Raw genomic sequence first — 20,352 nt, forward strand, 5'->3', positions numbered from 1 at the left:
ACCGGCCGCCGCCGCGCTCGCCTACCCGAACCAGCGCCTGCTGTCCGCGGAACCGCGCATTCGTACGGCCTCTGCCGCCGGCGTGCGCCAAGACCGGCAGTCGGACGCGAAAGCCGCCCGCCGTGCTCAAAAGTCGCCCGGCATGACCGTGGCGGACGCCCGCCCGGTCGCTCCCGAAAGCACTGCCCCGTTTGTAAGCGGCGACCGGCCGGCGCCGTTCGGCCAGGTCGCGCTCGTCGTACAGGCATGAACCGTCCGCTGTCCGCGGAACCGCGCACTCGTACGGCTTCAGCCGCCAGGGTCCGCCAAAACCGGCAGCTGGACGCGATAAGCGCCCGCCGTCCTCGAGAGCCGCCCAGGCGATCTGGCCGCCGCCCGTCAGCCGGGGGCGCTCGTCGTACCCCAAACCAGTTGGCTGCTGTCCCACGGAACCGCCCAGTCGTACGGCTTGAGCCACCGACGTGCGACAAAACCGGCCGCTGGCCGCGAGAGCCACCCTTCGTCCTCGAGGGCCGCCCGCCATACCCCCCGGCGGGCGCCCGCCCGCTTCACACCGAACGTGGCAGTGAGGTGTGCTTCTCCAGGAATTCCGACACCCCCGACGCGCGCCGGTGTGGCAGCAGTACCCGGGCCGTGCCCGCGAGCATCGTCTGGATGCGGGAGGACTGGACCTGGTCCAGCAGGTCGAGGACCTGCATTCCGGCCAGTGCCGCCTCGTCGGGCCGCCCCCCGCGCGCGAGGTCGTCGGCGAGTTCGGCGGTGTACAGGGCGATGTTCCGGCTGAAGTGGGGGTCCTGGAGGTGCGCGGCACGGCGGGCGTGCCGGGCGGCGCGCGGCCAGTCGCCCAGCGTCGACCAGCACTGCGCTTCCAGTCCCTCCAGTTCGGCCTCTCCGTAGAAGCTCATCCACTCGGGGTCGGCGTCCGAGTGGCCCCGCTCGTAGAGGGCCTGCGCGCGGGCCAGCGCCTGTTCGCACCCGGTGCGGTCGGCCAGCCCCGCCCAGCCGCCCGCCTCGCGCAGCGCGAGCAGCGACATCAGGCGCGCGGAGCCCAGTGAACGCCCAGCCCGCTGCGCGGCCTGTGCCGCGCGCACCGCCTCCCGGGGCCGGCCCGCGTCCCGTGCGAGGAACGCCGTGTTGCAGAAGGCATGCGCCTCCAGGGCGTCGTCCCCGATCATCCGGGCGGTGGCCAGTGCCTCCGCGTAGTGCGAGCGGGCGTCGTCGAAGCGCCCGGAGTCGTGCGCCAGCCAGCCCACCGAGATGGCGAGTTCACCGGCCCCCGAGTGCAGCCGGTCGGCGGTCGTCTGCCGGGTCGTACCGGCGTCCAGCAGCTCGTACGCGGCGCGCAGCGGAGCCGCCGCGCGCCGGTAGAGGCCGTCCGCGCCGTGCCGGTCGTCGAGCAGCCGGATTCTGCGGACGGCCTCCTCGAGGGCGGTCGCCTCCCCGGACCCGGCGCGGCGGCTGGGCCGGTCGGCGGCCACGGCGTCGATGGTGAGCCCGAACGGGCCCAGCGCGGCGGCCACCGTGGCGCCCCCGCCGGTCATGAATGCGCGACGTAGCACGTCGCTCTCCTCGTGGTTCTCGTGCGTGACGTACGGGTCCTGCGTGTCATACGGCTCGTGGGCCCCCCGCGTCTCACTCGTGGCGAACGCCGGGCTCGTGATGCGCGAGGGGGGCTCGTCCTCGGCCGGGCGCGCCCCGCGTCCGCGGACGGACGAGCGGGGGGCGAAGCCGAGGTCGGCGAGCGTGCGGCCGGGGAACATGTGCAGGAACACCCGTTCGTACGCATAGTTCGGGCAGCGGATCTCGCCCGCCTCGACCCGGCCGATGTAACGAGCATCACAGCTGACCCGCTCGCCGATCTCGCGGGCGGCCCACCGCACCAGAGCCGCGAACTCGGCGGGTGACCGCCGGCCACGCAGCTGCCGGAAGGCGAGATTCGGCCGTGGTGGCCGCTCGGGCTGTGACGAGGTCACGGTTGACGACGCCATGGCCGGGTCCTCTCGTGCGAACCGTCGAACCGCGCCGGATTCGGTGCAAAACGGGCTGAGTCGCCCGTACGACACCCTGGTTCCGGCCGGGCAAGAACGTACCTGCTGTGCACGCTCCGCCACGCAGTGTTTAGCTACAAACCGGATATCTCATCCACGATCTGCCATGAACTGCCATCCTTTGCGGCTGACTTGCGCCGTAGCCGTTGACGCCGTGACGCGTTGGACCGCATGGACTGCAAGAGGGCTGCGTGGTGGAGGCCGGGATGGAGACCAGCCAGAGCAACGATCCTTGTACGCACGACGTTCCTTGTACGCCGTCGGAACCGGCGTGCGACCTCGTGACGGTGCCGGCCAGGCAGGGGCTTGAGGCGGTCGACATCCTGCGGCGGGGGACCGGGGAGGCGGTGGGGCCCGTACTGCACGACGACGGGTGCGACACACTCGGCTTTCTCGTGCCGCCGGGCACCGCGGCCGCGTGGGACGTCCCCGGAAGCACATGCACGGAGACCAACGGTCGCGGACTGAGCCTGAATCCGCAGCCGCCGCTGGAGGGTTCGGACTGGCTGCTGCCCCCCGGCGAGGCCGATCTCGCGACGGATCCGGTGGTGCTGCGAAGAGCCCTCGGTGAGGCGGCACGACTGATCGAGGCCGCGGACAGCCGCCGCTGAGGCTCCGCGCGGCGCGCCCCTCACCCACCTGCGAAAATGGTGGAGTGGGGAAGTCCAGGAATCAGCGTCGCAGGTCGGCCGCCGTCGAGGCCGTCACGGAGACCGTCGACGGAGGGCTCGCGCAGCTCATACCCGACCCCGACCGCAGCCGGGCCTGGACCCTGCTGATCGACGGCGCCCCGCAGTCGCACGTCGACCTCGACGACCCGTCCTATCTCTTCTTCGAGTACCAGCGGCGGCTCGGACACGTCATCGACCTGGTCGCCCCGCCCGGCAGACCCGTCCACGCCGTACACCTCGGCGGTGGCGCCTTCACCCTCGCGCGGTACGTCGCCGCCACCCGCCCCCGCTCCACCCAGCAGGTCGTCGAGCGCGACGCGAGCCTCGTCCAACTGGTCCGCCGGGAACTCCCGTTGGACCCAGGCGCCAGGATCCGGGTGCGGTCGGTGGACGCCCGCGAGGGGTTGGCCAAGGTGCCGGACGGCTGGGCCGACCTGGTCATAGCCGATGTGTTCAGCGCGGCCCGCACACCCGCCCACCTCACCTCCACCGAGTTCCTCGACGAGGTCCGCCGCGCCCTGAGCCCCACCGGCGTGTACGCCGCCAACCTCGCCGACGGTCCGCCGCTCGCCCATCTGCGCGGCCAGATCGCCACCGCTGCCGCCCGGTTCGCCGAGCTCGCCCTGGTCGCCGACCCGGCCGTGCTGCGCGGCAAGCGGTTCGGCAACGCGGTCCTCGTCGCCTCCGACCACCCGCTGCCGCTCGCCGAACTGACCCGCCGCGCCGCCTCGGACCCGCATCCCGGCCGGGTCGAACACGGCCGACAGCTCACCGACTTCACCGGCGGCGCCGTACCCGTGACGGACAAGGCGGCAGTGGCCTCCCCGGCTCCGCCGCCCTCGGTGTTCCGCTGACCCTTCAGGTGCCCGGTCGGCCCCGCGGCGCTCTCAGAACGCCAATCCGCGCGACAGCAGCGGCAGATACCGCTCGTACAGCGCCGCCAGGTCCTCCGTGCCGTCGCCCTCCACCCAGTGCCGTACCAGGGTGGTGAAGACCGCGATGATCGCGGCGGCCGCGCACTTGACCTCCAGGTCCGAGGCGTCGCGGCCGGAGCGTTCGGCGATGATCTCGGCGATGGCGCGTTCGCTGCGCTCCTGCTCGGCGACGTTGCGGGCGCGGATGGCCGGGTCGGTGAAGGAGATCCGGGTGCGCAGCAGGAGGTCGTCCCGGTCACGTTCGATCATCTCGCCCACGGGTCCCTTCAGGGAGTTGAGCACCGCGTCGACGATGGGCTCGTCGGCCGGGCGGGCGCGCAGGGCGGTGGCGAGGGCGGGGTCGTACTCGTCCTGGAGGACCACGTCCTCCTTGGTGGGGAAGTACCGGAAGAACGTGCTGGGGGAGACCTCCGCCGCGTCCGCGATCTGGTCGACCGTGGTGGCCTCGTAGCCGTGCTCGGCGAAGAGGCGGTAGGCCTCCCGGCGGATGCGCTCGCGGGTCTTCTGCTTCTTGCGCTCGCGCAGGCCGGGGGGTGCGGCGGAGGTCTCGTGCGTCGTCATACGACCGATTCTGCGGGCTGCGCGGTCGGCCGGGCCACCGTACGGGAGCAGGGGCCGCGGCCGGGCAGGAAGGCGGCGGCCAGGACGGCCCCGAGCAGGGCGATCGTCCCGCACGCGGTCAGGACCAGGTTCATGCCGTGGACGAAGGCCTCGTGCGCGGAGAGCGCCAGTGAGGTGTCGTGCAGCCGGGCGGCCACCCCGTCGGCGCCGGACACCGAGTCGCGGGCCGCGTCCGCCGCCTGCGAAGGCAGCCGGCCGGTGTGCAGGCGGGCCAGGTAGCCGTAGCCGAGCAGGCTGCCCAGACCCGCGACGCCCAGGACTGCGCCGAGCTGCTGGACGGTTTCCAGGAGGCTGGTGCCCGAGCCGGTGTTGTTCTCGGGCAGCGCGGACATGACCAGGCTGGTGGCGGGCACGACCGCGAGTCCGAAGCCGAGGCCGGTCAGGGCGAGCCACAGCGCGGTGAAGCCGTAGCCGTCCGAGACGCCGGTGGTCGCGCCGAGCAGCGCGCCCGTGCCGAGCACCAGCAGGCCGACCGGGACGACCGTCCGGGCGCCGACCCACGGGACCAGGGGCTCGCTCGCCGCGGCCGCCGCCATCAGACCGCCGATCAGGGGCAGGACGCGCAGCCCGGTGCCGAAGGCGTCGTGGCCGAGGACGGCCTGCAGGTACTGCGGGACCACGAACAGGATGCCCATCACAGCGAAGTTGACGAAGACGGCGATCAGCGTGCCCCACAGGAAGCGGCGGTCGGTGAACAGCTTCAGGTCGACGACGGGGTGCGGGCGACGGCGCTCGCGCAGCACGAAGCAGGTGAGCAGGACGGCCGCCGCGGCCAGCGAGACGAGCACGGACGGGCGGGCCCAGCCGTCCGCGGGGATCAGGATGGTGCCGTGGACGAGCGCGGTGATGCCGAGGCCGCCCAGGACGGTGCCGAGGGCGTCGAGCGACGTGGCCTTCGCTCGGTCGGCGTCCTTGGGCAGCAGCCACACTCCGGCGGTGACGGCGAGGGCGGCGACGGGCGCGTTGAACAGGAACACCGAGCCCCACCAGAAGTGGTCGAGCAACCACCCGCCGACGACGGGTCCGACGGGCATGCCGAGCGCGGTGGCCGCGGTCCATACGGCGATGGCCTTGGGCAGTTCTTCCTTGGCGAAGACGCGGGGCAGGATGGCCATGGACAGCGGCATGATCGCGGCGGCGCCGAGACCGAGGACGGCCCGGGCGGCGATGACCGCCGACGGCGCGGTCGCCAGGGAACCGGCCAGCGAGGCCACTCCGAAGAGCGCGATACCGCAGAGCAGCAGCTTCTTGTGGCCGTAGCGGTCGCCGAGCAGGCCGACCGGAAGCATCGCCACCGACAGGGCGAGCAGATAGCCGCCGCCGATCCACTGCAACTGCGCGCTGTCGGCGTGGAGTTCGCCCGCGATGGTGGGCAGCGCGACGTTGATGACGGTGCCGTCGAGGCCGACGATCAGCACGCTCAGGGTGAGCGCGGCGAGGGCGAGCCAGCGGCGGGGGGACTTGGACAGGTCGTGCAGAGACATCTGAACCTCCCAAGAGGAAGCAACCTGATGAAAGGCTACTCTCAAATGGGAGTCGACTGTCAATATCTAGTTGTCTTTCGCTTTCCGGTCTCGGGCGGCGGTGCCAGTGGCGGCGCCGTCAGTAGGTGCCCACCTCCACATGGGGTGGTCCGTCGTGCCAGGTGCAGAACACCGACACCCGGTCCGCGCCCTTGCTGTACTCCACCCGGATCCATGTCTCCGTCTTCCACACCTGCATCGACCAGCCGGTGCCAGGCGTCGCCGAGACGAGCGTCGCGCTGGCCCTTCCCAGGTCGAAGACCGCCCGCCCGCCGGCCGTGTCATAGCTCTTGATTTGTCCGGAGGCGGTGGGGTTGGGGGAGACGGTGGCGTTCGTCGCAGGCTTCCGCGAGGGCGCCGGAGAGCCGGCCGCGGACGGTTTGTCCGACGGCGACGTGGAAGTGGCCGGCGGCCGGGACGTCGCGGACGCCACCGCCTTCGAGCCCTGCGTCGTCGCGTCCGCCGCCGTGATGGGCAGGGCGCGCGGCGGGTCGTACGCCGTGCCCGCCATCACCGTGTGGACGCCCCACCACGACAGCGTGACCGCCGCGCCCGTGGCGAGCGACCAAGCCAGTACGTGTACGAGTCCTCTGCGCATCGCGAGCCATACTGCCTCAGGCGCCCCATGGCGCGCATCCGCCCGGAGTTGACCCGAGTTATCCACAGGCGGTTGTCCACAGGGCCGGACCTGCGTCGCTCCCATGGCGTACGGTGCGGCGCATGGCAAGTGTGCTCGTGGTCGAGGACGACCAGTTCGTACGCTCGGCGCTCATCCGGCATCTGACCGACGCCTCGCACACCGTGCGCAGCGTCGGTACGGCGCTGGAAGCGCTGCGCGAGGTCGCCCATTTCCGTTTCGACGTCGTCATACTGGACCTCGGTCTGCCCGATCTGGACGGCTCCGAGGCCCTGAAGATGCTGCGCGGCATCACCGATGTGCCGGTCATCATCGCCACCGCCCGGGACGACGAGACGGAGATCGTCCGGCTGCTGAACGCCGGGGCGGACGACTATCTCACCAAGCCGTTCTCCGTCGAGCACCTGTCGGCGCGCATCGCCGCCGTCCTGCGCCGCTCCCGCGCTTCCGTGGCCGACGTCCCGCCGTCGGCCGTCATCCGCGTCGGCGGCCTGACCGTCGACCCGCTGCGCCGCCAGGCCGAACTCGACGGCATGCGGCTCGATCTGACCCGCCGTGAGTTCGACCTCCTGGCCTTCCTGGCCGGCCGACCCGGCGTCGTCGTCCCGCGCAAGGAACTGCTCGCCGAGGTCTGGCAGCAGTCCTACGGCGACGACCAGACCATCGACGTCCATCTGTCCTGGCTGCGGCGCAAGCTGGGCGAGACGGCGGCGCGGCCGCGCTATCTGCACACCCTGCGCGGTGTCGGCGTGAAGCTCGAGCCACCCGCGGAAGCGGAGCCGGCACGATGAGATGGGCACTGGTCAAGGTCTGTCTGGCGGTCACCACGATGGTCGTGGTCGCCTTCGCCGTCCCGCTCGGGCTCGTCATCAAGGAGATGGCCCGGGACCGCGCCTTCTCCAACGCCGAGCGGGAGGCCGCGGCGGTCGCCCCCGCGCTGTCCATCACCACCGACCGCGACAAGCTGGAGCGGGTGGTCGCCTCGGCGGGCGCCGACTCCGGAATGGCGGTGCACATACCGGCCGTGGACGCGGCGGCCGCCGTCGACATCGGCCGGCAGCGCGCCGCCGGCCGGGACATCGCGACCGTGCGCCGGCTGGGCCGCGCCTCCACCACCGAGGTGCCTGGCGGCTCCACGCTGCTCCAGCCGGTCGCGCTGAGCTCCGGCGCGATCGCCGTCGTCGAGGTGTACGTCCCCGAGTCCGAGGTCAGCAATGGCGTCGGCACCGCCTGGGCGGTCCTCGCCGCGGTCGGCATCGCGCTGATCGTCGGCTCGGTCGCGGTCGCCGACCGGCTGGGCGTCCGTATGGTGCAGCCCGCGCAGCGGCTGGTCGAGAGCGCGCATGAGCTGGGGGAGGGGAAGCTCGGGGCGAGGGTGCCGGAGGAGGGGCCGAACGAACTGCGGCTGGCGGCGGTGGCGTTCAACTCCATGGCCGACCAGGTCGTGCAGCTCCTGGCGAACGAGCGTGAGCTGGCGGCGGACCTGTCCCACCGTCTGCGCACCCCCCTCACCGTCCTGCGGCTGAACACGGCCTCACTCGGCGAAGGGCCCGCCGCGGAGCAGACCCGGGCCGCCGTCGCCCAGCTGGAGCGCGAGGTCGACACGATCATCCGTACCGCACGGGAGGCCAAGCCGCAGACCGCAGCGGCCGGGCCGGGCGCGGGGTGCGACGCGGCCGAAGTGGTCCGCGAGCGGATGGGGTTCTGGTCCGCGCTCGCCGAGGACGAGGGCCGCAAGTGGCGGGTGGCCGGGGTCGAGCGGCCGGTGCGGATACCCGTGGCCCGGGCCGACCTGGCCGCCGCGCTCGACGCGCTGCTCGGCAACGTCTTCCGGCACACCGCGGATGGCACGGCCTTCGCGGTGGACGTGCACAACGGCGAGGACGCGGTGATCGTGCTCGTCTCGGACGCGGGCCCCGGCATACCCGATCCCGAGGCGGCGATGGCCCGCGGCCGCGGCTCCGGCAACGACGGCTCGACCGGCCTCGGCCTGGACATCGTGCGCCGGCTCGCCGAGTCGACGGGCGGGGACGTGCGGATCGGCTCGTCCGTCCTCGGCGGCACCGAGGTGCGCATCTGGATCCAGCTCGACGGGCGGGAACCGGTGCGCAGGGGCCACCGGGGGGCCGTGCGCCGCCGCCGTTCCGGCAAATTGGTCTCTACCTTTAACCGGTCCCGATCCCTCCCTTAAGCGCACCCTAAGATCCCCAACGACCGTCCCTATCAAGCCGTTTGTCCGATTCCCTGCCGCTAGCGTGCCGCACCTCACCCCACGGAACAGTGAAGGCAGGCACGAGGATGAGCACTCACCGGCGCAGGATCAGTGGCAGGAACAAGGCGATCGGCGGTCTGGTGGCCGCGGCCGTGGTCGGCGGCGGAGCGGTCGTGTTCAGCGGCATCGCGCAGGCCGCGGGTGTCGGTGCCGCGTACACCAAGACCAGCGACTGGTCGACGGGGTACACCGCGCAGTACGTCGTCACGAACAACAGCGGCCAGACGGAGAAGGACTGGACGCTGGAGTTCGACCTGCCGGCCGGCTCGAAGCTCAGCTCCCTGTGGAACGGCGAGTCGAGCGTGAGCGGGCAGCACGTCACCGTGAAGCCCCCCAAGTGGGACACGGACGGCTTGGCGCCCGGCAAGTCGGTCACCGTCGGCTTCGTGGTCAACGGCACCGGCGCCCCGACCGGTTGCCGTATCGACAACGCGAAGTGTTCCGCCGACGACACGGCGACGCCCGAGCCGAGCGGCCGCCCGACGCAGTCGGCTACCCCGACGCCGACCCCCACGCACAGCACGACCCCCACCCCGACCCCGACTCCGACCGCCACCGCCTCCCCGTCGCAGAGCACCGGCACCGGCACCACCACCTCCGCCGGCTTCGCCCCCTACGTCGACACCTCCCTCTACCCGGCCTTCGACCTGGTGGCGAGCGCGAACGCGACCGGCGTGAAGAACTACAACCTCGCCTTCATCACGGACGGCGGCGGCTGCACGCCCAAGTGGGGCGGGGTGACGGACCTGGCGAGCGACGGCGTGGCAAACCAGATCGGCGCCCTGCGCGCCAAGGGCGGCGACGTCCGCGTCTCCTTCGGCGGCGCCTCCGGCTCCGAACTGGCGACGACCTGCTCCTCGGCGGACGCGCTGGCGGCGGCGTACGGCAAGGCCGTGGACCAGTTCAAGCTCACCAAGGTCGACTTCGACGTGGAGGGCGGCGCGCTGCCCAACACGGCGGCGAACACCCTGCGCGCCAAGGCGATAGCCAAGCTCCAGGCGCAGCACCCCGACCTGGACGTCTCCTTCACCCTCCCGGTGATGCCCGAGGGCCTCACCCAGGACGGCGTGAACCTCCTGTCCAACGCCAAGTCCAACGGCGTGAAGATGAGCGCGGTCAACATCATGGCGATGGACTACGGCCCTGCCTACAGCGGTGACATGGGCACCTACGCCGAACAGGCCGCCACCGCCACCCAGGCCCAGGTCAAGAGCGTGCTGGGGCTGTCCGACAGCGCGGCCTGGAAGACGGTCGCCGTGACCCCGATGATCGGCGTCAACGACGTCTCCTCCGAGGTCTTCAAGGTCGACGACGCCACCCAGCTGGTCAACTTCGCCAAGTCCAAGGGCATCGGCTGGCTGTCGATGTGGTCGGCGACCCGCGACAAGCAGTGCGACGGCGGCACCAAGCCCACCGCGGACGCGACCTGCAGCTCCATCACCCAGGACAAGTCCGCCTTCTCGAAGGCCTTCGGGGCGATCGGCTGACCGCCCCCACCCGAGCGGGCGCGGCACTCCCCTGCGGGTGCCGCGCCCTGTCCATGAGGCGTCAGGCCAAGGGCTCCACCGGCGGCAGCGAGCCCGTCCGCGCCGCCCGTGCGTACCACCGCGCACTCGACTTCGGTGTCCGCGCCAGCGTCGCGTAGTCCACGTACACCGCGCCGAACCGCTTCCCGTAGCCGTACGCCCACTCGAAGTTGTCCATCAGGGACCACAGGTAGTAGCCGCGCACGTCCGCGCCGTCCGTGATGGCGCGGCGGACCGCCGACAGATGGCCGTGCAGATAGGCGATGCGCTCGGGGTCGTGGACGCGGCCGTCCGGGTCGGGCTTGTCGTCGTAGGCCGCGCCGTTCTCGGTGACGTACAGGGGCAGGCCGGGCACCTCCCGCGAGTAGCGCATGATCAGGTCGTGCAGACCCGTCGGGTCGATCGTCCAGCCCATCTCCGTGCGCTCGCCCGGCGTCTGGTGGAAGGCCACGTCCTCCGCGCCCGGCCAGGGGGAGTGGTCGCTCGCGCCGTGTCCGTCCGCGCGCCGGTCGGACGGATCCACCGACTCGGCCGCCGAGACCAGCGTCGGCGTGTAGTAGTTCAGGCCCAGGGCGTCCAGCGGCTGGTTGACGGCCTGCAGATCGCCGGCGCGCACATACGACCAGTCGGTGATCTGTGCCGTCGCCTCGAACAGCGTCTGCGGGTAGGCGCCGCGCAGCATCGGGCCGTGGAAGACGCCGTTGGCCAGGTCGTCGATCTTCCGGCCGGCCGCCAGGTCCGCCGGGTCCTGGGAAACCGTGCGTACCACCGAGGAGTTGAGGCTCACCGCGACCGAGTTGCGGGCCGGCATCACCGAGCGCAGGGCCGAAGCGCCCAGGCCGTGGGCCAGATTGAGGTGGTGCGCGGCCCTCAGCGCGGCCGCCGGCTCGGTACGGCCCGGGGCGTGCACACCCGAGCCGTACCCCAGGAAGGCGCTGCACCACGGCTCGTTGAGCGTGATCCACTGCTCCACCCGGTCGCCGAGCGCCTCGCCGACGATCTGCGCGTACTCGGCGAAGCGGAGAGCCGTGTCCCGCTCCGGCCAGCCGCCCGCCTCCTCCAGCTCCTGCGGCAGGTCCCAGTGGTAGAGGGTGATCGCGGGCCGGATGCCGTGGGCGAGGAGCTCGTCCACCAGACGCCGGTAGAAGTCCAGGCCCACCTGCACCGCCGGCCCCCGGCCCGTCGGCTGCACCCGCGACCAGGAGACCGAGAACCGGTAGGCGTTCAGGCCCAGCTCCGCCATCAGCCGCACGTCGTCGCGGTAGCGGTGGTAGTGGTCGACAGCGATGTCACCGGTCTCACCGGCGGCGGTCCTGCCCGGCGTATGACTGAAGGTGTCCCAGATCGAGGGCGTGCGGCCGTCCTCCCGCACCGCCCCCTCGATCTGGTACGCGGAGGTCGCGGCGCCCCAGAGGAAGGCGGGAGGAAAGGTCACGGGGGTAATGGGCTCAGACATGGAAGCGCTCCCATATGAGGTCGTGGAGACCGACGGTGAGTGGGGGGAGGGAATGAGGGGGCCGGGGCGGCGGTGGCCCGGCCCCCGAGGCCTTCCGGCACGGGGCGGGCGGGGCTCAGCCCTTGATCGCGCCCTGCATGATCCCGCCCACGATCTGCTTGCCGAACAGGAGGAAGGCGATGAGCAGCGGCAGGGTGCCGAGCAGCGCGCCCGCCATGATGACCGCCTGGTCCGGGACATAGCCGGTACCGAGCGAGTTGAGCGCGACCTGCACGGTCGGGTTCTGCTGGTTCAGGGCGATGATCGGCCACAGGAAGTCGTTCCAGGCGAACACGAAGGTCAGCAGGCCGAGTACGGCCATCGCCGGCCGTGCCGCGGGGAAGACGACGTGCCAGACGATCCGGATGCTGCTGGCCCCGTCCACCCGGGCCGCCTCGATCAGCTCGGACGGCAGGGCCTGCACCAGGTACTGCCGCATGAAGAACGTGCCGAACGCGGTCACCAGGCTCGGCAGGATCACCGTCTGCAGCTGGTTCGACCAGCCCAGGTCCGACATCCACAGATACAGCGGTACGACGGCCAGCTGCGGCGGGATCATCATCGTGCCGATGGTCAGCAGCAACAGGATGCCGGAGAACCGGAACCGCAGTTTGGCGAAGGCGAAGCCGGCGAGCGTGGAGAACAGCACCGTGGAGACGGTGATCGCGCCCGCGACGAGCGTGGAGTTGAACATCGCGGTGCCGAGACCCGCCTGGTCCCAGGCGGCCTGCATGTTCTTGAAGAGGTTGCCGCCGAACCACAGCGGCGGCGGGGTCTCGGCCAGCCTGCGGTCGGTGCGCGAGGCGGCCATCGCCGTCCACACCAGCGGCGCCAGCGAGACCAGCGCGAACACCACCAGCACGACATAGGTGAAGGGGCCCGCGTGCAACTGCTTGCCCGCGCCCATGACCCGGCGGCGCCCGGGCCTGCGGCCGGAGGTGCCCTTCGCCGCCTGCGGAACCGTCAGTTCACTGGTCATTGGGACTTCCTCAGACGTCGGGTGAGCACCAGATTGACCACGGCGATGATCAGCAGGATCAGGAACATCGACCAGGCGATCGCGGATGCCTTGCCGAGGTTGCCGATGATCCAGCCCTGGTCGTACATGTACAGGCCGAGCGTCTGGTACTGGTGCTCGGAGCCGCCCTTCGAACCGCTGACCCCGCCGAACAGCAGCGGCTCACCGAAGAGCTGGGTCGCGCCGATGGTGGAGACGACCACCGTGAACAGGATCGTCGGCCGCAGCTGCGGGATGGTGACGTGCCGGAACTGCTGCCAGCGATTGGCGCCGTCGATCGCCGCCGACTCGTACAGGTCGGCCGGGATCGCCTGCATCGCCGCGAGGTAGATCAGCGCGTTGTAGCCGGTCCACCGCCAGATCACGATCGAGGACACCGCGAACTGCGAACCCCAGTCCGACTCGCGCCAGTTGACCGGGTCGAACCCGAGGAAGTGCAGCACCCAGTTGACCATGCCGCCGTCCCAGGAGTACAGCAGCGTGAAGACCAGGGTCGCCGCGGCCACCGAGGTGGCGTACGGGGTGAGCATCACGACCCGCCACACGGTCGAGCCGCGCAGCTTGTAGTTGAGCAGATGCGCCAGCCAGATCGCCGCGAGCAGCTGCGGCACCGTGGAGATGAGGCCGATGGAGAAGGTGTTCTGCAGGGCGTTCCAGAAGAAGTCCGAGGACAACAGGTTCTTGTAGTTGTCCAGGCCCGCCCAGGTCTGGTGGTCCAGCGAGGACAGCTGCACGTCGTGCAGCGAGTACCAGGCCGTGTACAGCAGCGGGACCAGCGAGAAGGCCCCGAACAGGACGAAGAAGGGGGCGACGAACGCGTACGGAGACGCCTTCATGTCCCAGCGGTACAGCCGGCTGCGCCAGGATTCGGCGCCCCCCGGCGCACCGCGACCGTGAGCGCCCCGGGCCGCGCCCGGCTGGGAGCCGGACGCGGCGTCGGCGCTCGACGCGGCCTGCGCGAGAGCCTGCTTGGGGCTGGTCACTGGCCGAGCACGTCCTTGATCTCCTTGGAGGCGGCGTCCCAGCCCTGGGCCGGGGTCTTGCCCTTCTGCTCCACCTGGAGGATGCCGACGTCGGTCAGCGCGGTGTTGATCGGCTGGTCCTTGATGCCGAAGTACTGCGTCGGGATCGTCTTGGCCGAGTCGGAGAAGATCTGTGTGATCGGCGCGTCGGAGAAGTACGAGGTCGTGTCCGCGGCCGGCTTCAGGCTCGGGTAGGCCGACGGCGTCGACGGGAAGCTGGCCTGCTTGGCGAAGACCTTGGCCTGCTGCTCGGGCGCGGTCAGCCACTTGGCCAGGGCGATCGCCTCCTTCTGGTGCTTGCCCGCCGTCGGCACGCCGAGGAAGGAGCCGCCCCAGTTGGCCGCGGTCGGCGCGGCCGCCACGTCCCAGTTGCCCTTGCCCGAGTCACCGGACTTCTGCTCGATGTAGCCGATCATCCAGGCCGGGCAGGCCACCGTGGCGAAGGTGCCGTTGGCGTAGCCCTGGTCCCACGGCTTGTCGAACTGCTTCAGCTTGGCCGACATATTGCTGGTCGCCACGGTCATCGCGACGTCCCAGGCCTTCTTCACGCCGTCGGACTTGTCCCAGACGACGTTGCCGTCCTTGTCGTAGTACCGCTCGCTGCCGCCGCCGAGGGCCGCGTTGTAGACCGAGGAGGCGGAGTCCACGAACTTGGTGCCCTTGGGTGCCTTCTTCATGTACTCCTTGCCGAGGTCGACGTACTTGGCCCAGTCGCCCTTCCACTGCGCGGCGAGCTTGGTCCGGTCGGTCTCCAGGCCGGCCTTCTTGAACAGGTCCTTGCGGTAGCAGATCGCCATCGGACCGATGTCCGTGCCCAGGCCGATCGTCTTGCCGTCCTTGGTGGTGGCCTGGGCCAGCTTCCAGTCCAGCCACTGGGACTTGTCGACCTCCTTGCCGAGGTCCGCGAACTTGTTCGCCTGCGTCTGCACGGCCTCGGTGATGTTGCCGACCTCGATCGCCTGGATGTCGTCGGTGCCGGAACCGGCCTGCAGCCGGGTCAGCACCTTCGGCCAGTACACATCGGTACGGGTGGTGACGTTCTCCTTGATGTTGATGTCCGGGTGGAGCTTCATGTACTCGTCGTAGAGGCCGGCCTGCTTGTAGCCGAAGACGCCGAAGGTCCCGATGGTCAGCGTGGTCTTGCCCTTGCCGCTGCCGTTGCCGCCGTTGTCCGAGTTGGACGAGCCGTCGTCCGAGTCGTTGGCGCAGCCGGCGAGCAGTCCCGTGGCCAGCGCGGCGACGGCCGCGAGGGCCACCAGTCTGCGGGAGCGGCGGGTACTCGTGCGCATTGCGTCCTCCTGTTGCCTGACGTGCCGACCCCCCGGCCAACTGCACTGGTTGGGCCCGTTCGTACTCGCTGCGGCTCGGGCGGGGAACGTGCGGGATGTGTATGTGTCAGGTACTGTGGGAGCGCTCCCACAAGTGATGTGTTGAAGGGTCGCCGGTCCGAGGCGGGGTGTCAAGGGAGCGGACGAGGAGCGCTGTGTTCAGTTATCGGGCTGTTAGCTAACTTCGGTTGGCGGCCGAAGGGCAGTCGAGGTCAGGACAATTCGGCGCGGTCGGCGGTCGGAGAGGAGGCCGCCCGGGCCGGAGCGGGGGGCCGCGGCCCGCAGCGCCCGGCGGGCGGTCACCCCGGCGGACGGGACTGTTAGATTCCAGGCCAGCGACATGAACGTCGAGGGAGGCGGAGCCCATGGCAAGCCACGGAACGCGGGGGCGCAGTGGTGGTCGGCCCACCCTCGAAGAGGTCGCCGCCCGCGCCGGTGTCGGCCGCGGCACGGTCTCCCGGGTGATCAACGGCTCGCCCCGGGTCAGCGACGCCACCCGCGCGGCCGTCGAGGCGGCGGTCGCGGAGCTCGGATACGTCCCGAACACCGCGGCCCGCGCCCTGGCCGCCAACCGTACGGACGCGATCGCCCTGGTCGTCCCCGAGCCGGAGACCCGGTTCTTCGCGGAGCCGTACTTCTCGGACATGCTGCGCGGTGTCGGCGCCGAACTGGCCGACACCGAGATGCAGTTGCTGCTGATCTTCGCGGGCAGCGACCGGGAGCGGCAGCGGCTCGCCCAGTATCTGGCCGCGCACCGGGTGGACGGCGTCCTGCTGGTCTCGGTCCACGCGGACGACCCGCTCCCGGATCTGCTGGCCCAGCTGGAGATCCCGGCGGTGATCAGCGGCCCCCGCTCGGCCGCGGAGACACTGACCTCGGTGGACTCGGACAACTACGGTGGCGGCCGCTCGGCCGTCGAGCATCTGCTTGCCCGCGGCCGCCGCACGATCGCCCACATCACCGGCCGCCTGGACGTGTACGGCGCCCAGCGGCGCGTGGACGGCTACCGTGACGCCCTGCGCGACGCGGGCCACGAGGTCGACGAACGGCTCATCGAGCCCGGCGACTTCACCGAGGAGGGCGGCCGCCGTGCGATGGTGAACCTCCTGGAGCGCACCCCCGACCTGGACGCGGTCTTCGCCGGCTCGGACGTGACGGCGGCCGGCGCCCGGCAGGTGCTGCGCGAGACGGGCCGCCGCATCCCCGAGGACGTGGCCCTGGTCGGCTACGACGACTCGGCGATCGCCCGCCACATGGACCCGCCGCTCACCAGCGTCCGCCAGCCGATCGTGGAGATGGGCCGCGCGATGCTGGACCTGCTCCTGACGGACATCGCGGACCGCCGGCCGGCCGCGTCCCGGGGGCTGGAGCGCCGGCATCTGGTGCTGCCGACGGAACTGGTGGCGCGTACGTCGTCGTAGGCCCGAAGGGCCGTCGTGACCCCGGAAGTCCGAAGGCCCGGGGTTTCGGGCCCCGGAGGCCCGGACAAACGAATCAGCCGGTGACCCGTCTCGCGACATGGTCACCGGCTGACTACTCAGGGTGAGTGACGGGACTCGAACCCGCGACATCCTGGACCACAACCAGGTGCTCTACCAGCTGAGCTACACCCACCACGACCGGCGGTTCACTTGGTGGTTTCCCCGACCGGCCGAGAAAAAGTGTACAGGGTCCGAAGGGGTGCTCGCGCACGGCTTTTCGCGGCGGCCCCTTCCGGCCCCCGTGGGCGCCTACTGCGCAGGCAGGACGTACTTTCCGGCGATGGCCTTGGCGGTCTCCGAGTCCGGTCCGGGCTGCGGCACGAAGATCGCCTCCCGGTAGTACCTGAGCTCCGCGATGGACTCGCGGATGTCGGCGAGTGCCCGGTGGTTGCCGTTCTTCTCCGGGCTGTTGAAGTAGGCGCGCGGGTACCAGCGGCGGGCGAGCTCCTTGATGCTGGAGACGTCCACGATCCGGTAGTGGAGGTAGTCCTCGAGCGTCGGCATGTCCCGCAGCAGGAAGCCGCGGTCCGTACCGACGGAGTTGCCGCACAGCGGGGCCTTGCCCGGTTCCTTGACGTGCTCGCGTACGTACGCCAGGACCTGCTCCTCGGCCTCGACCAGCGTCGTACCGCCGGCCAGCTCGTCGAGCAGCCCGGAGGCGGTGTGCATCTGCCGCACCACGTCCGGCATGGTCTCCAGGGCCTTGGCGGGCGGGCGGATCACGATGTCCACCCCTTCGCCGAGTACGTTCAGCTCGGAGTCGGTGACCAGCGCGGCCACCTCGATGAGCGCGTCGTCGGACAGCGAGAGACCGGTCATCTCGCAGTCGATCCACACCATGCGATCGTTCATGTGTCTAACCTTACGGCGCGTATGCGCTCGACGGGCCTGCCGTGCAAGGGGTTGCTGTGACGTGGGGCGTCCCATGGTGTCGGTGTGACTTCCGGGAACGAGAAAACAGGAACCGAAAACGCGGAACGAGACAAGAGGAAGGGGCCCGGGCTTGTCCCGGACCCCTTCTTACTTGCTCAGCTACCGCTTCTCGGCCCCGGCAGGCTCGCCGACAGACCCAGTGCGGCCGTACGCCGTGTCTGCATCGGCACCGCGCTCTCCGGATGGAGCAGGGCGGGCCCCGGTCCCATCGGCCCGGGCGGCAGTGCGCCCGCCGGCCCGGGCGGAGGCATCGCGGGCTCGCTCTCGCCGGGCTTGTCGCCCTGCGGCCGGCGCGCCCGGTACGCGGCGCGGTACGCCGCCGGGGACGAGCCCAGCTGGCGGCGGAAGTGGCCGCGCAGGGCCACCGGCGAGCGGAAGCCGCAGCGGCCAGCGACCTCGTCCACCGAGTAGTCCGACGTCTCCAGCAGACGCTGCGCCTGCAGCACCCGCTGGGTGATCAGCCACTGGAGCGGGGCGCTGCCGGTGAGCGAGCGGAAACGCCGGTCGAACGTCCGCCTGCTCATGTATGCGCGCGCCGCCAGTGTCTCCACGTCGAACTGCTCGTGCAGGTGTTCCAGCGCCCAGGCGACGACCTCCGCGAGCGGGTCGGCGCCGATCTCCTCGGGTAAAGACCGATCGAGGTAGCGCTCCTGACCGCCGCTCCGGCGCGGCGGGACCACCAGACGGCGGGCCAGCGCTCCGGCCGCCTCGTTCCCGTGGTCACTCCGCACGATGTGCAGACACAGGTCGATCCCGGCCGCCGTACCCGCCGACGTCAGGACGTCCCCGTCGTCGACGAACAGCTCACGCGGGTCGACGTGCACCGACGGATAGCGCTTGGCCAGCGTCGGTGCGTACATCCAGTGCGTGGTCGCCGGGCGGCCGTCCAGCAGGCCGGCGGCGGCGAGCACGAAGGCGCCCGTACACAGCCCGACGATGCGGGCCCCCTCCTCGTGTGCCCGGCGCAGCGCGTCCAGCGCTTCCTCCGGTGGTGGAGAGGTGATCGAGCGCCAGGCCGGCACCACTACGGTGCCCGCCCGTGAGATCGCCTCCAGACCGTGCGGCGCGGTGAGTTCGAGGCCCCCTGTGGTCCGCAGCGGGCCTTCCTCACCTCCGCACACCAGCAGTCGGTAGCGCGGCACTCCGGCGTCCTGGCGGTCGATACCGAACACCGAAAGCGGTATGGAGCTCTCGAAAATGGGGCCGCCGCTGAACAGCAGCACCGCGACGATCTCCTTGCGGCGTCGCCCGGAAAGCTTCCGGGCCGCGGCTTCCGGCGCGGCAGTGGAGTCGTGGCTCATCCTGCTAAGCCCCCCTCGGTGGTCGCGGCTCCTCGGTTGTGTCGCTCCTGCACGTTTCCCCTTGGTCCTGCACGAGTCCCCCGCCGTAAAGAAAGTCAAGATCGAATCTACTGGGTCCCGCGCAGTCGCGGTGACCCAGGTAGACACTCGGCACATTGTCGACATGACAACTTGGCGTGAAGCATTCGATCACGAAGCGTTGCACTCGTGGGCCGTGCGGGGAAGTGCGCCTCGTCGCAGTGGCCAAACCGCGTAGGGTGCGCAGGGCCTCCTGGACCCTTTCCGTGCAGGTGGAACGGGGGTTGGGGGGTGGTAGGGGCACCTCTTGCACAGTGTCCAGAAGTTGGCTGAAAAGATGCGTCGGTGTGCGCGGAAACCGGTCAGTCGACCGGTGTATTCGGCTTGCTGTGACGCCCGCCTCTTTGGGACGCGCAGCGTTCGGAGTGACGGAGCAGGAAGCGGCAGGCGCCGGTGAGTGCGGCCAGGCCGAGCGCGGTGCCGGTGGCGCCGGCGAGCGAGGTGCCGTACCAGAGAAGCACCACCGGGACGAGGACGCAGCTGAAGGCCGCCCAGCGGACCAGTTCGCTCACGGTGTCCGGCGTGGAACGGTGTTCGGTGGTGGGGCGCGGTCCGGACATGTCGCTCTCCCTGCGGCTCCCCGGGACGCACCCCGGGCGATGGCTCAATGGAGTCAACGCGCGTTCGATCCGTCGGTCACTGTGTGTACCCGTCGGACGGAGCGCAGTTGCTTGAATCCTGTGCAAACCGCCTGTACGGGGCAGCAACCATTGCGTTACGGGCGCGGCTCGTGCATGCTCCGGTGAACCCCTACCGGGCTTCGAGGGATCCCCTACGGAGCGTGCACGGGCTCTGGGCTAAGGAGGCGTGCCGCCGTACCCTTGGGGGTATGGGGTTGGGAAGATGTTTCCCGGACACGGCTCCGCCGCACACTGTCGTCCCACCCACGAGGATCTAAACGCCGAGACACTCATGGCCGGTCACGAATTCTTCGAACCCGCGGACCGCAAGCGGAACGTCGCCGACCCCACGGCCGACGAGCCCCTGGCGGCGGAAGAGTCACGCCCATCCTGCGACCCCGCTTTCAAGCACGGCGTGGTCGTGGGCTTCGACGGCTCCACGTCGAGCGAGCGCGCCCTGGCCTACGCGATCGGCATGGCCCATCGCTCCGGGTCGGGCCTGATCATCGTCCATGTCGCCAACCGGCTGCCCACCACGGTGTGGGCCGGCTGCGAGCCACCCGTCTTCGTCGACGTACCGGACCACCGCACCGAGGTGCTGGGGCTGGAACTCGCCTGTGCGGACTATCTGTCCGAGGTGCCATGGATCCTCGTCGAGCGCGGCGGTGACATCTGCCACGAACTCGAAGAGGTCGGGCGGGAGTACGAGGCCGACGCGATCGTCGTCGGGTCCACCCACGGCATCGTCGGCCGGATCTTCGGCTCCGTCGCCGGACGGCTCGCCAAGCGGGCGAAGCGGCCCGTGGTGGTCATTCCGTAGCCGCTTCACGCACCGTCAACTCC

The 20,352-nt window shown here is 70.8% G+C and carries 18 protein-coding genes and 1 tRNA gene; 7 read left to right on the plus strand and 12 right to left on the minus strand.

Annotated elements, in window-relative coordinates; genetic code table 11:
* Window positions 1–548: 548 nt before the first annotated feature.
* On the minus strand, window positions 549–1,988 hold the full coding sequence (locus tag Q8A52_RS20615) for a hypothetical protein (protein ID WP_316754134.1): 1,440 nt from the start codon (window positions 1,986–1,988) through the stop codon (window positions 549–551).
* Window positions 1,989–2,254: 266 nt separating this feature from the next.
* Here Q8A52_RS20615 and Q8A52_RS20620 point away from each other — a divergent pair, with 266 nt between their 5' ends.
* Together Q8A52_RS20620 and Q8A52_RS20625 are read left to right on the plus strand one after the other, a co-directional pair.
* Window positions 2,255–2,659 (plus strand): hypothetical protein, encoded by a 405-nt coding sequence (locus Q8A52_RS20620; RefSeq protein ID WP_316754135.1) that lies wholly within the window; start codon window positions 2,255–2,257, stop codon window positions 2,657–2,659.
* Between the two features lie 44 nt (window positions 2,660–2,703).
* Complete coding sequence (locus Q8A52_RS20625; protein WP_316754136.1) at window positions 2,704–3,573, plus strand: spermidine synthase; 870 nt, start codon at window positions 2,704–2,706, stop codon at window positions 3,571–3,573.
* Between the two features lie 33 nt (window positions 3,574–3,606).
* Here Q8A52_RS20625 and Q8A52_RS20630 read toward each other — a convergent pair whose 3' ends face one another.
* From Q8A52_RS20630 to Q8A52_RS20640, 3 genes are all read right to left on the minus strand, one after another.
* Entirely contained in the window at window positions 3,607–4,215 is a 609-nt protein-coding gene (locus Q8A52_RS20630) for an acyl-CoA-like ligand-binding transcription factor (RefSeq protein ID WP_316754137.1), read from the minus strand.
* On the minus strand, window positions 4,212–5,759 hold the full coding sequence (locus Q8A52_RS20635; RefSeq protein WP_316754138.1) for an MFS transporter: 1,548 nt from the start codon (window positions 5,757–5,759) through the stop codon (window positions 4,212–4,214). The genes Q8A52_RS20630 and Q8A52_RS20635 overlap by 4 nt, the downstream gene beginning before the upstream one ends.
* A gap of 118 nt (window positions 5,760–5,877) precedes the next feature.
* Entirely contained in the window at window positions 5,878–6,396 is a 519-nt protein-coding gene (locus tag Q8A52_RS20640; protein ID WP_316754139.1) for a hypothetical protein, read from the minus strand.
* 122 nt (window positions 6,397–6,518) lie between these two features.
* On the opposite strand from Q8A52_RS20640, the gene Q8A52_RS20645 reads away from it, so the two are divergent.
* The 3 genes from Q8A52_RS20645 (at window position 6,519) to Q8A52_RS20655 (ending at window position 10,194) form a co-directional block, all read left to right on the plus strand.
* The gene (locus Q8A52_RS20645; protein ID WP_316754140.1) at window positions 6,519–7,226 is read left to right on the plus strand and encodes a response regulator transcription factor; all 708 of its coding nucleotides are present in this window, start codon (window positions 6,519–6,521) and stop codon (window positions 7,224–7,226) included.
* Complete coding sequence (locus Q8A52_RS20650) at window positions 7,223–8,626, plus strand: sensor histidine kinase (protein ID WP_316754141.1); 1,404 nt, start codon at window positions 7,223–7,225, stop codon at window positions 8,624–8,626. The genes Q8A52_RS20645 and Q8A52_RS20650 overlap by 4 nt, the downstream gene beginning before the upstream one ends.
* Before the next feature lie 107 nt (window positions 8,627–8,733).
* The gene (locus Q8A52_RS20655) at window positions 8,734–10,194 is read left to right on the plus strand and encodes a glycoside hydrolase family 18 protein (protein ID WP_316754142.1); all 1,461 of its coding nucleotides are present in this window, start codon (window positions 8,734–8,736) and stop codon (window positions 10,192–10,194) included.
* Window positions 10,195–10,255: 61 nt separating this feature from the next.
* On the opposite strand, the gene Q8A52_RS20660 is transcribed toward Q8A52_RS20655, so the two are convergent.
* The 4 genes from Q8A52_RS20660 to Q8A52_RS20675 all read right to left on the minus strand — a co-directional run bounded on the left by Q8A52_RS20660 (window position 10,256) and on the right by Q8A52_RS20675 (window position 15,057).
* Window positions 10,256–11,689, minus strand: a complete 1,434-nt coding sequence (locus tag Q8A52_RS20660) for a GH1 family beta-glucosidase (protein WP_316754143.1) — start codon at window positions 11,687–11,689, stop codon at window positions 10,256–10,258.
* A 115-nt stretch (window positions 11,690–11,804) separates the two neighbouring features.
* Window positions 11,805–12,707, minus strand: coding sequence for a carbohydrate ABC transporter permease (locus Q8A52_RS20665; RefSeq protein WP_316754144.1), 903 nt, complete (start codon window positions 12,705–12,707; stop codon window positions 11,805–11,807).
* A complete protein-coding gene (locus Q8A52_RS20670; RefSeq protein WP_316754145.1) occupies window positions 12,704–13,729 on the minus strand; it encodes a carbohydrate ABC transporter permease in 1,026 nt (341 codons plus the stop codon). Before Q8A52_RS20670 ends, Q8A52_RS20665 begins: the two co-directional genes overlap by 4 nt.
* On the minus strand, window positions 13,726–15,057 hold the full coding sequence (locus Q8A52_RS20675) for an ABC transporter substrate-binding protein (protein ID WP_316754146.1): 1,332 nt from the start codon (window positions 15,055–15,057) through the stop codon (window positions 13,726–13,728). Before Q8A52_RS20675 ends, Q8A52_RS20670 begins: the two co-directional genes overlap by 4 nt.
* Window positions 15,058–15,461: 404 nt before the next feature.
* Here Q8A52_RS20675 and Q8A52_RS20680 point away from each other — a divergent pair, with 404 nt between their 5' ends.
* On the plus strand, window positions 15,462–16,517 hold the full coding sequence (locus tag Q8A52_RS20680) for a LacI family DNA-binding transcriptional regulator (protein ID WP_316754147.1): 1,056 nt from the start codon (window positions 15,462–15,464) through the stop codon (window positions 16,515–16,517).
* A 120-nt stretch (window positions 16,518–16,637) separates the two neighbouring features.
* On the opposite strand, the gene Q8A52_RS20685 is transcribed toward Q8A52_RS20680, so the two are convergent.
* The 4 genes from Q8A52_RS20685 to Q8A52_RS20700 form a co-directional block, all read right to left on the minus strand.
* Window positions 16,638–16,710: transfer RNA gene (locus Q8A52_RS20685), tRNA-His, on the minus strand.
* Between the two features lie 116 nt (window positions 16,711–16,826).
* Window positions 16,827–17,429 carry an oligoribonuclease gene (gene orn, locus Q8A52_RS20690; RefSeq protein WP_316754148.1) on the minus strand — a complete coding sequence of 201 codons (603 nt, stop codon included), beginning with the start codon at window positions 17,427–17,429 and terminating at the stop codon, window positions 16,827–16,829.
* A 176-nt stretch (window positions 17,430–17,605) separates the two neighbouring features.
* Window positions 17,606–18,811, minus strand: coding sequence for a helix-turn-helix domain-containing protein (locus Q8A52_RS20695; protein WP_316754149.1), 1,206 nt, complete (start codon window positions 18,809–18,811; stop codon window positions 17,606–17,608).
* Window positions 18,812–19,191: 380 nt separating this feature from the next.
* Window positions 19,192–19,449 (minus strand): hypothetical protein, encoded by a 258-nt coding sequence (locus tag Q8A52_RS20700; protein WP_316754150.1) that lies wholly within the window; start codon window positions 19,447–19,449, stop codon window positions 19,192–19,194.
* 352 nt (window positions 19,450–19,801) lie between these two features.
* On the opposite strand from Q8A52_RS20700, the gene Q8A52_RS20705 reads away from it, so the two are divergent.
* Window positions 19,802–20,329: a universal stress protein gene (locus tag Q8A52_RS20705; protein WP_263209035.1), complete on the plus strand. Its 528-nt coding sequence runs from the start codon at window positions 19,802–19,804 to the stop codon at window positions 20,327–20,329.
* The last annotated feature ends 23 nt before the right edge of the window (window positions 20,330–20,352 follow it).

The sequence above is a fragment of the Streptomyces herbicida genome, assembly GCF_032656585.1.
GTDB classification, from domain to species: Bacteria; Actinomycetota; Actinomycetes; order Streptomycetales; family Streptomycetaceae; genus Streptomyces; species Streptomyces herbicida.

Coding starts and splice junctions, on each gene's coding strand:
- Q8A52_RS20635 (WP_316754138.1), bottom strand. CDS start 5,759: ATGTCTCTGCACGACCTGTCCAAGTCCCCCCGCCGCTGGCTCGCCCTC.
- Q8A52_RS20700 (WP_316754150.1), bottom strand. CDS start 19,449: ATGTCCGGACCGCGCCCCACCACCGAACACCGTTCCACGCCGGACACC.
- Q8A52_RS20680 (WP_316754147.1), top strand. CDS start 15,462: ATGGCAAGCCACGGAACGCGGGGGCGCAGTGGTGGTCGGCCCACCCTC.
- Q8A52_RS20675 (WP_316754146.1), bottom strand. CDS start 15,057: ATGCGCACGAGTACCCGCCGCTCCCGCAGACTGGTGGCCCTCGCGGCC.
- Q8A52_RS20655 (WP_316754142.1), top strand. CDS start 8,734: ATGAGCACTCACCGGCGCAGGATCAGTGGCAGGAACAAGGCGATCGGC.
- Q8A52_RS20645 (WP_316754140.1), top strand. CDS start 6,519: ATGGCAAGTGTGCTCGTGGTCGAGGACGACCAGTTCGTACGCTCGGCG.
- Q8A52_RS20705 (WP_263209035.1), top strand. CDS start 19,802: ATGGCCGGTCACGAATTCTTCGAACCCGCGGACCGCAAGCGGAACGTC.
- Q8A52_RS20650 (WP_316754141.1), top strand. CDS start 7,223: ATGAGATGGGCACTGGTCAAGGTCTGTCTGGCGGTCACCACGATGGTC.
- Q8A52_RS20640 (WP_316754139.1), bottom strand. CDS start 6,396: ATGCGCAGAGGACTCGTACACGTACTGGCTTGGTCGCTCGCCACGGGC.
- orn (WP_316754148.1), bottom strand. CDS start 17,429: ATGAACGATCGCATGGTGTGGATCGACTGCGAGATGACCGGTCTCTCG.
- Q8A52_RS20695 (WP_316754149.1), bottom strand. CDS start 18,811: ATGAGCCACGACTCCACTGCCGCGCCGGAAGCCGCGGCCCGGAAGCTT.
- Q8A52_RS20660 (WP_316754143.1), bottom strand. CDS start 11,689: ATGTCTGAGCCCATTACCCCCGTGACCTTTCCTCCCGCCTTCCTCTGG.
- Q8A52_RS20630 (WP_316754137.1), bottom strand. CDS start 4,215: ATGACGACGCACGAGACCTCCGCCGCACCCCCCGGCCTGCGCGAGCGC.
- Q8A52_RS20615 (WP_316754134.1), bottom strand. CDS start 1,988: ATGGCGTCGTCAACCGTGACCTCGTCACAGCCCGAGCGGCCACCACGG.
- Q8A52_RS20620 (WP_316754135.1), top strand. CDS start 2,255: ATGGAGACCAGCCAGAGCAACGATCCTTGTACGCACGACGTTCCTTGT.
- Q8A52_RS20665 (WP_316754144.1), bottom strand. CDS start 12,707: ATGACCAGTGAACTGACGGTTCCGCAGGCGGCGAAGGGCACCTCCGGC.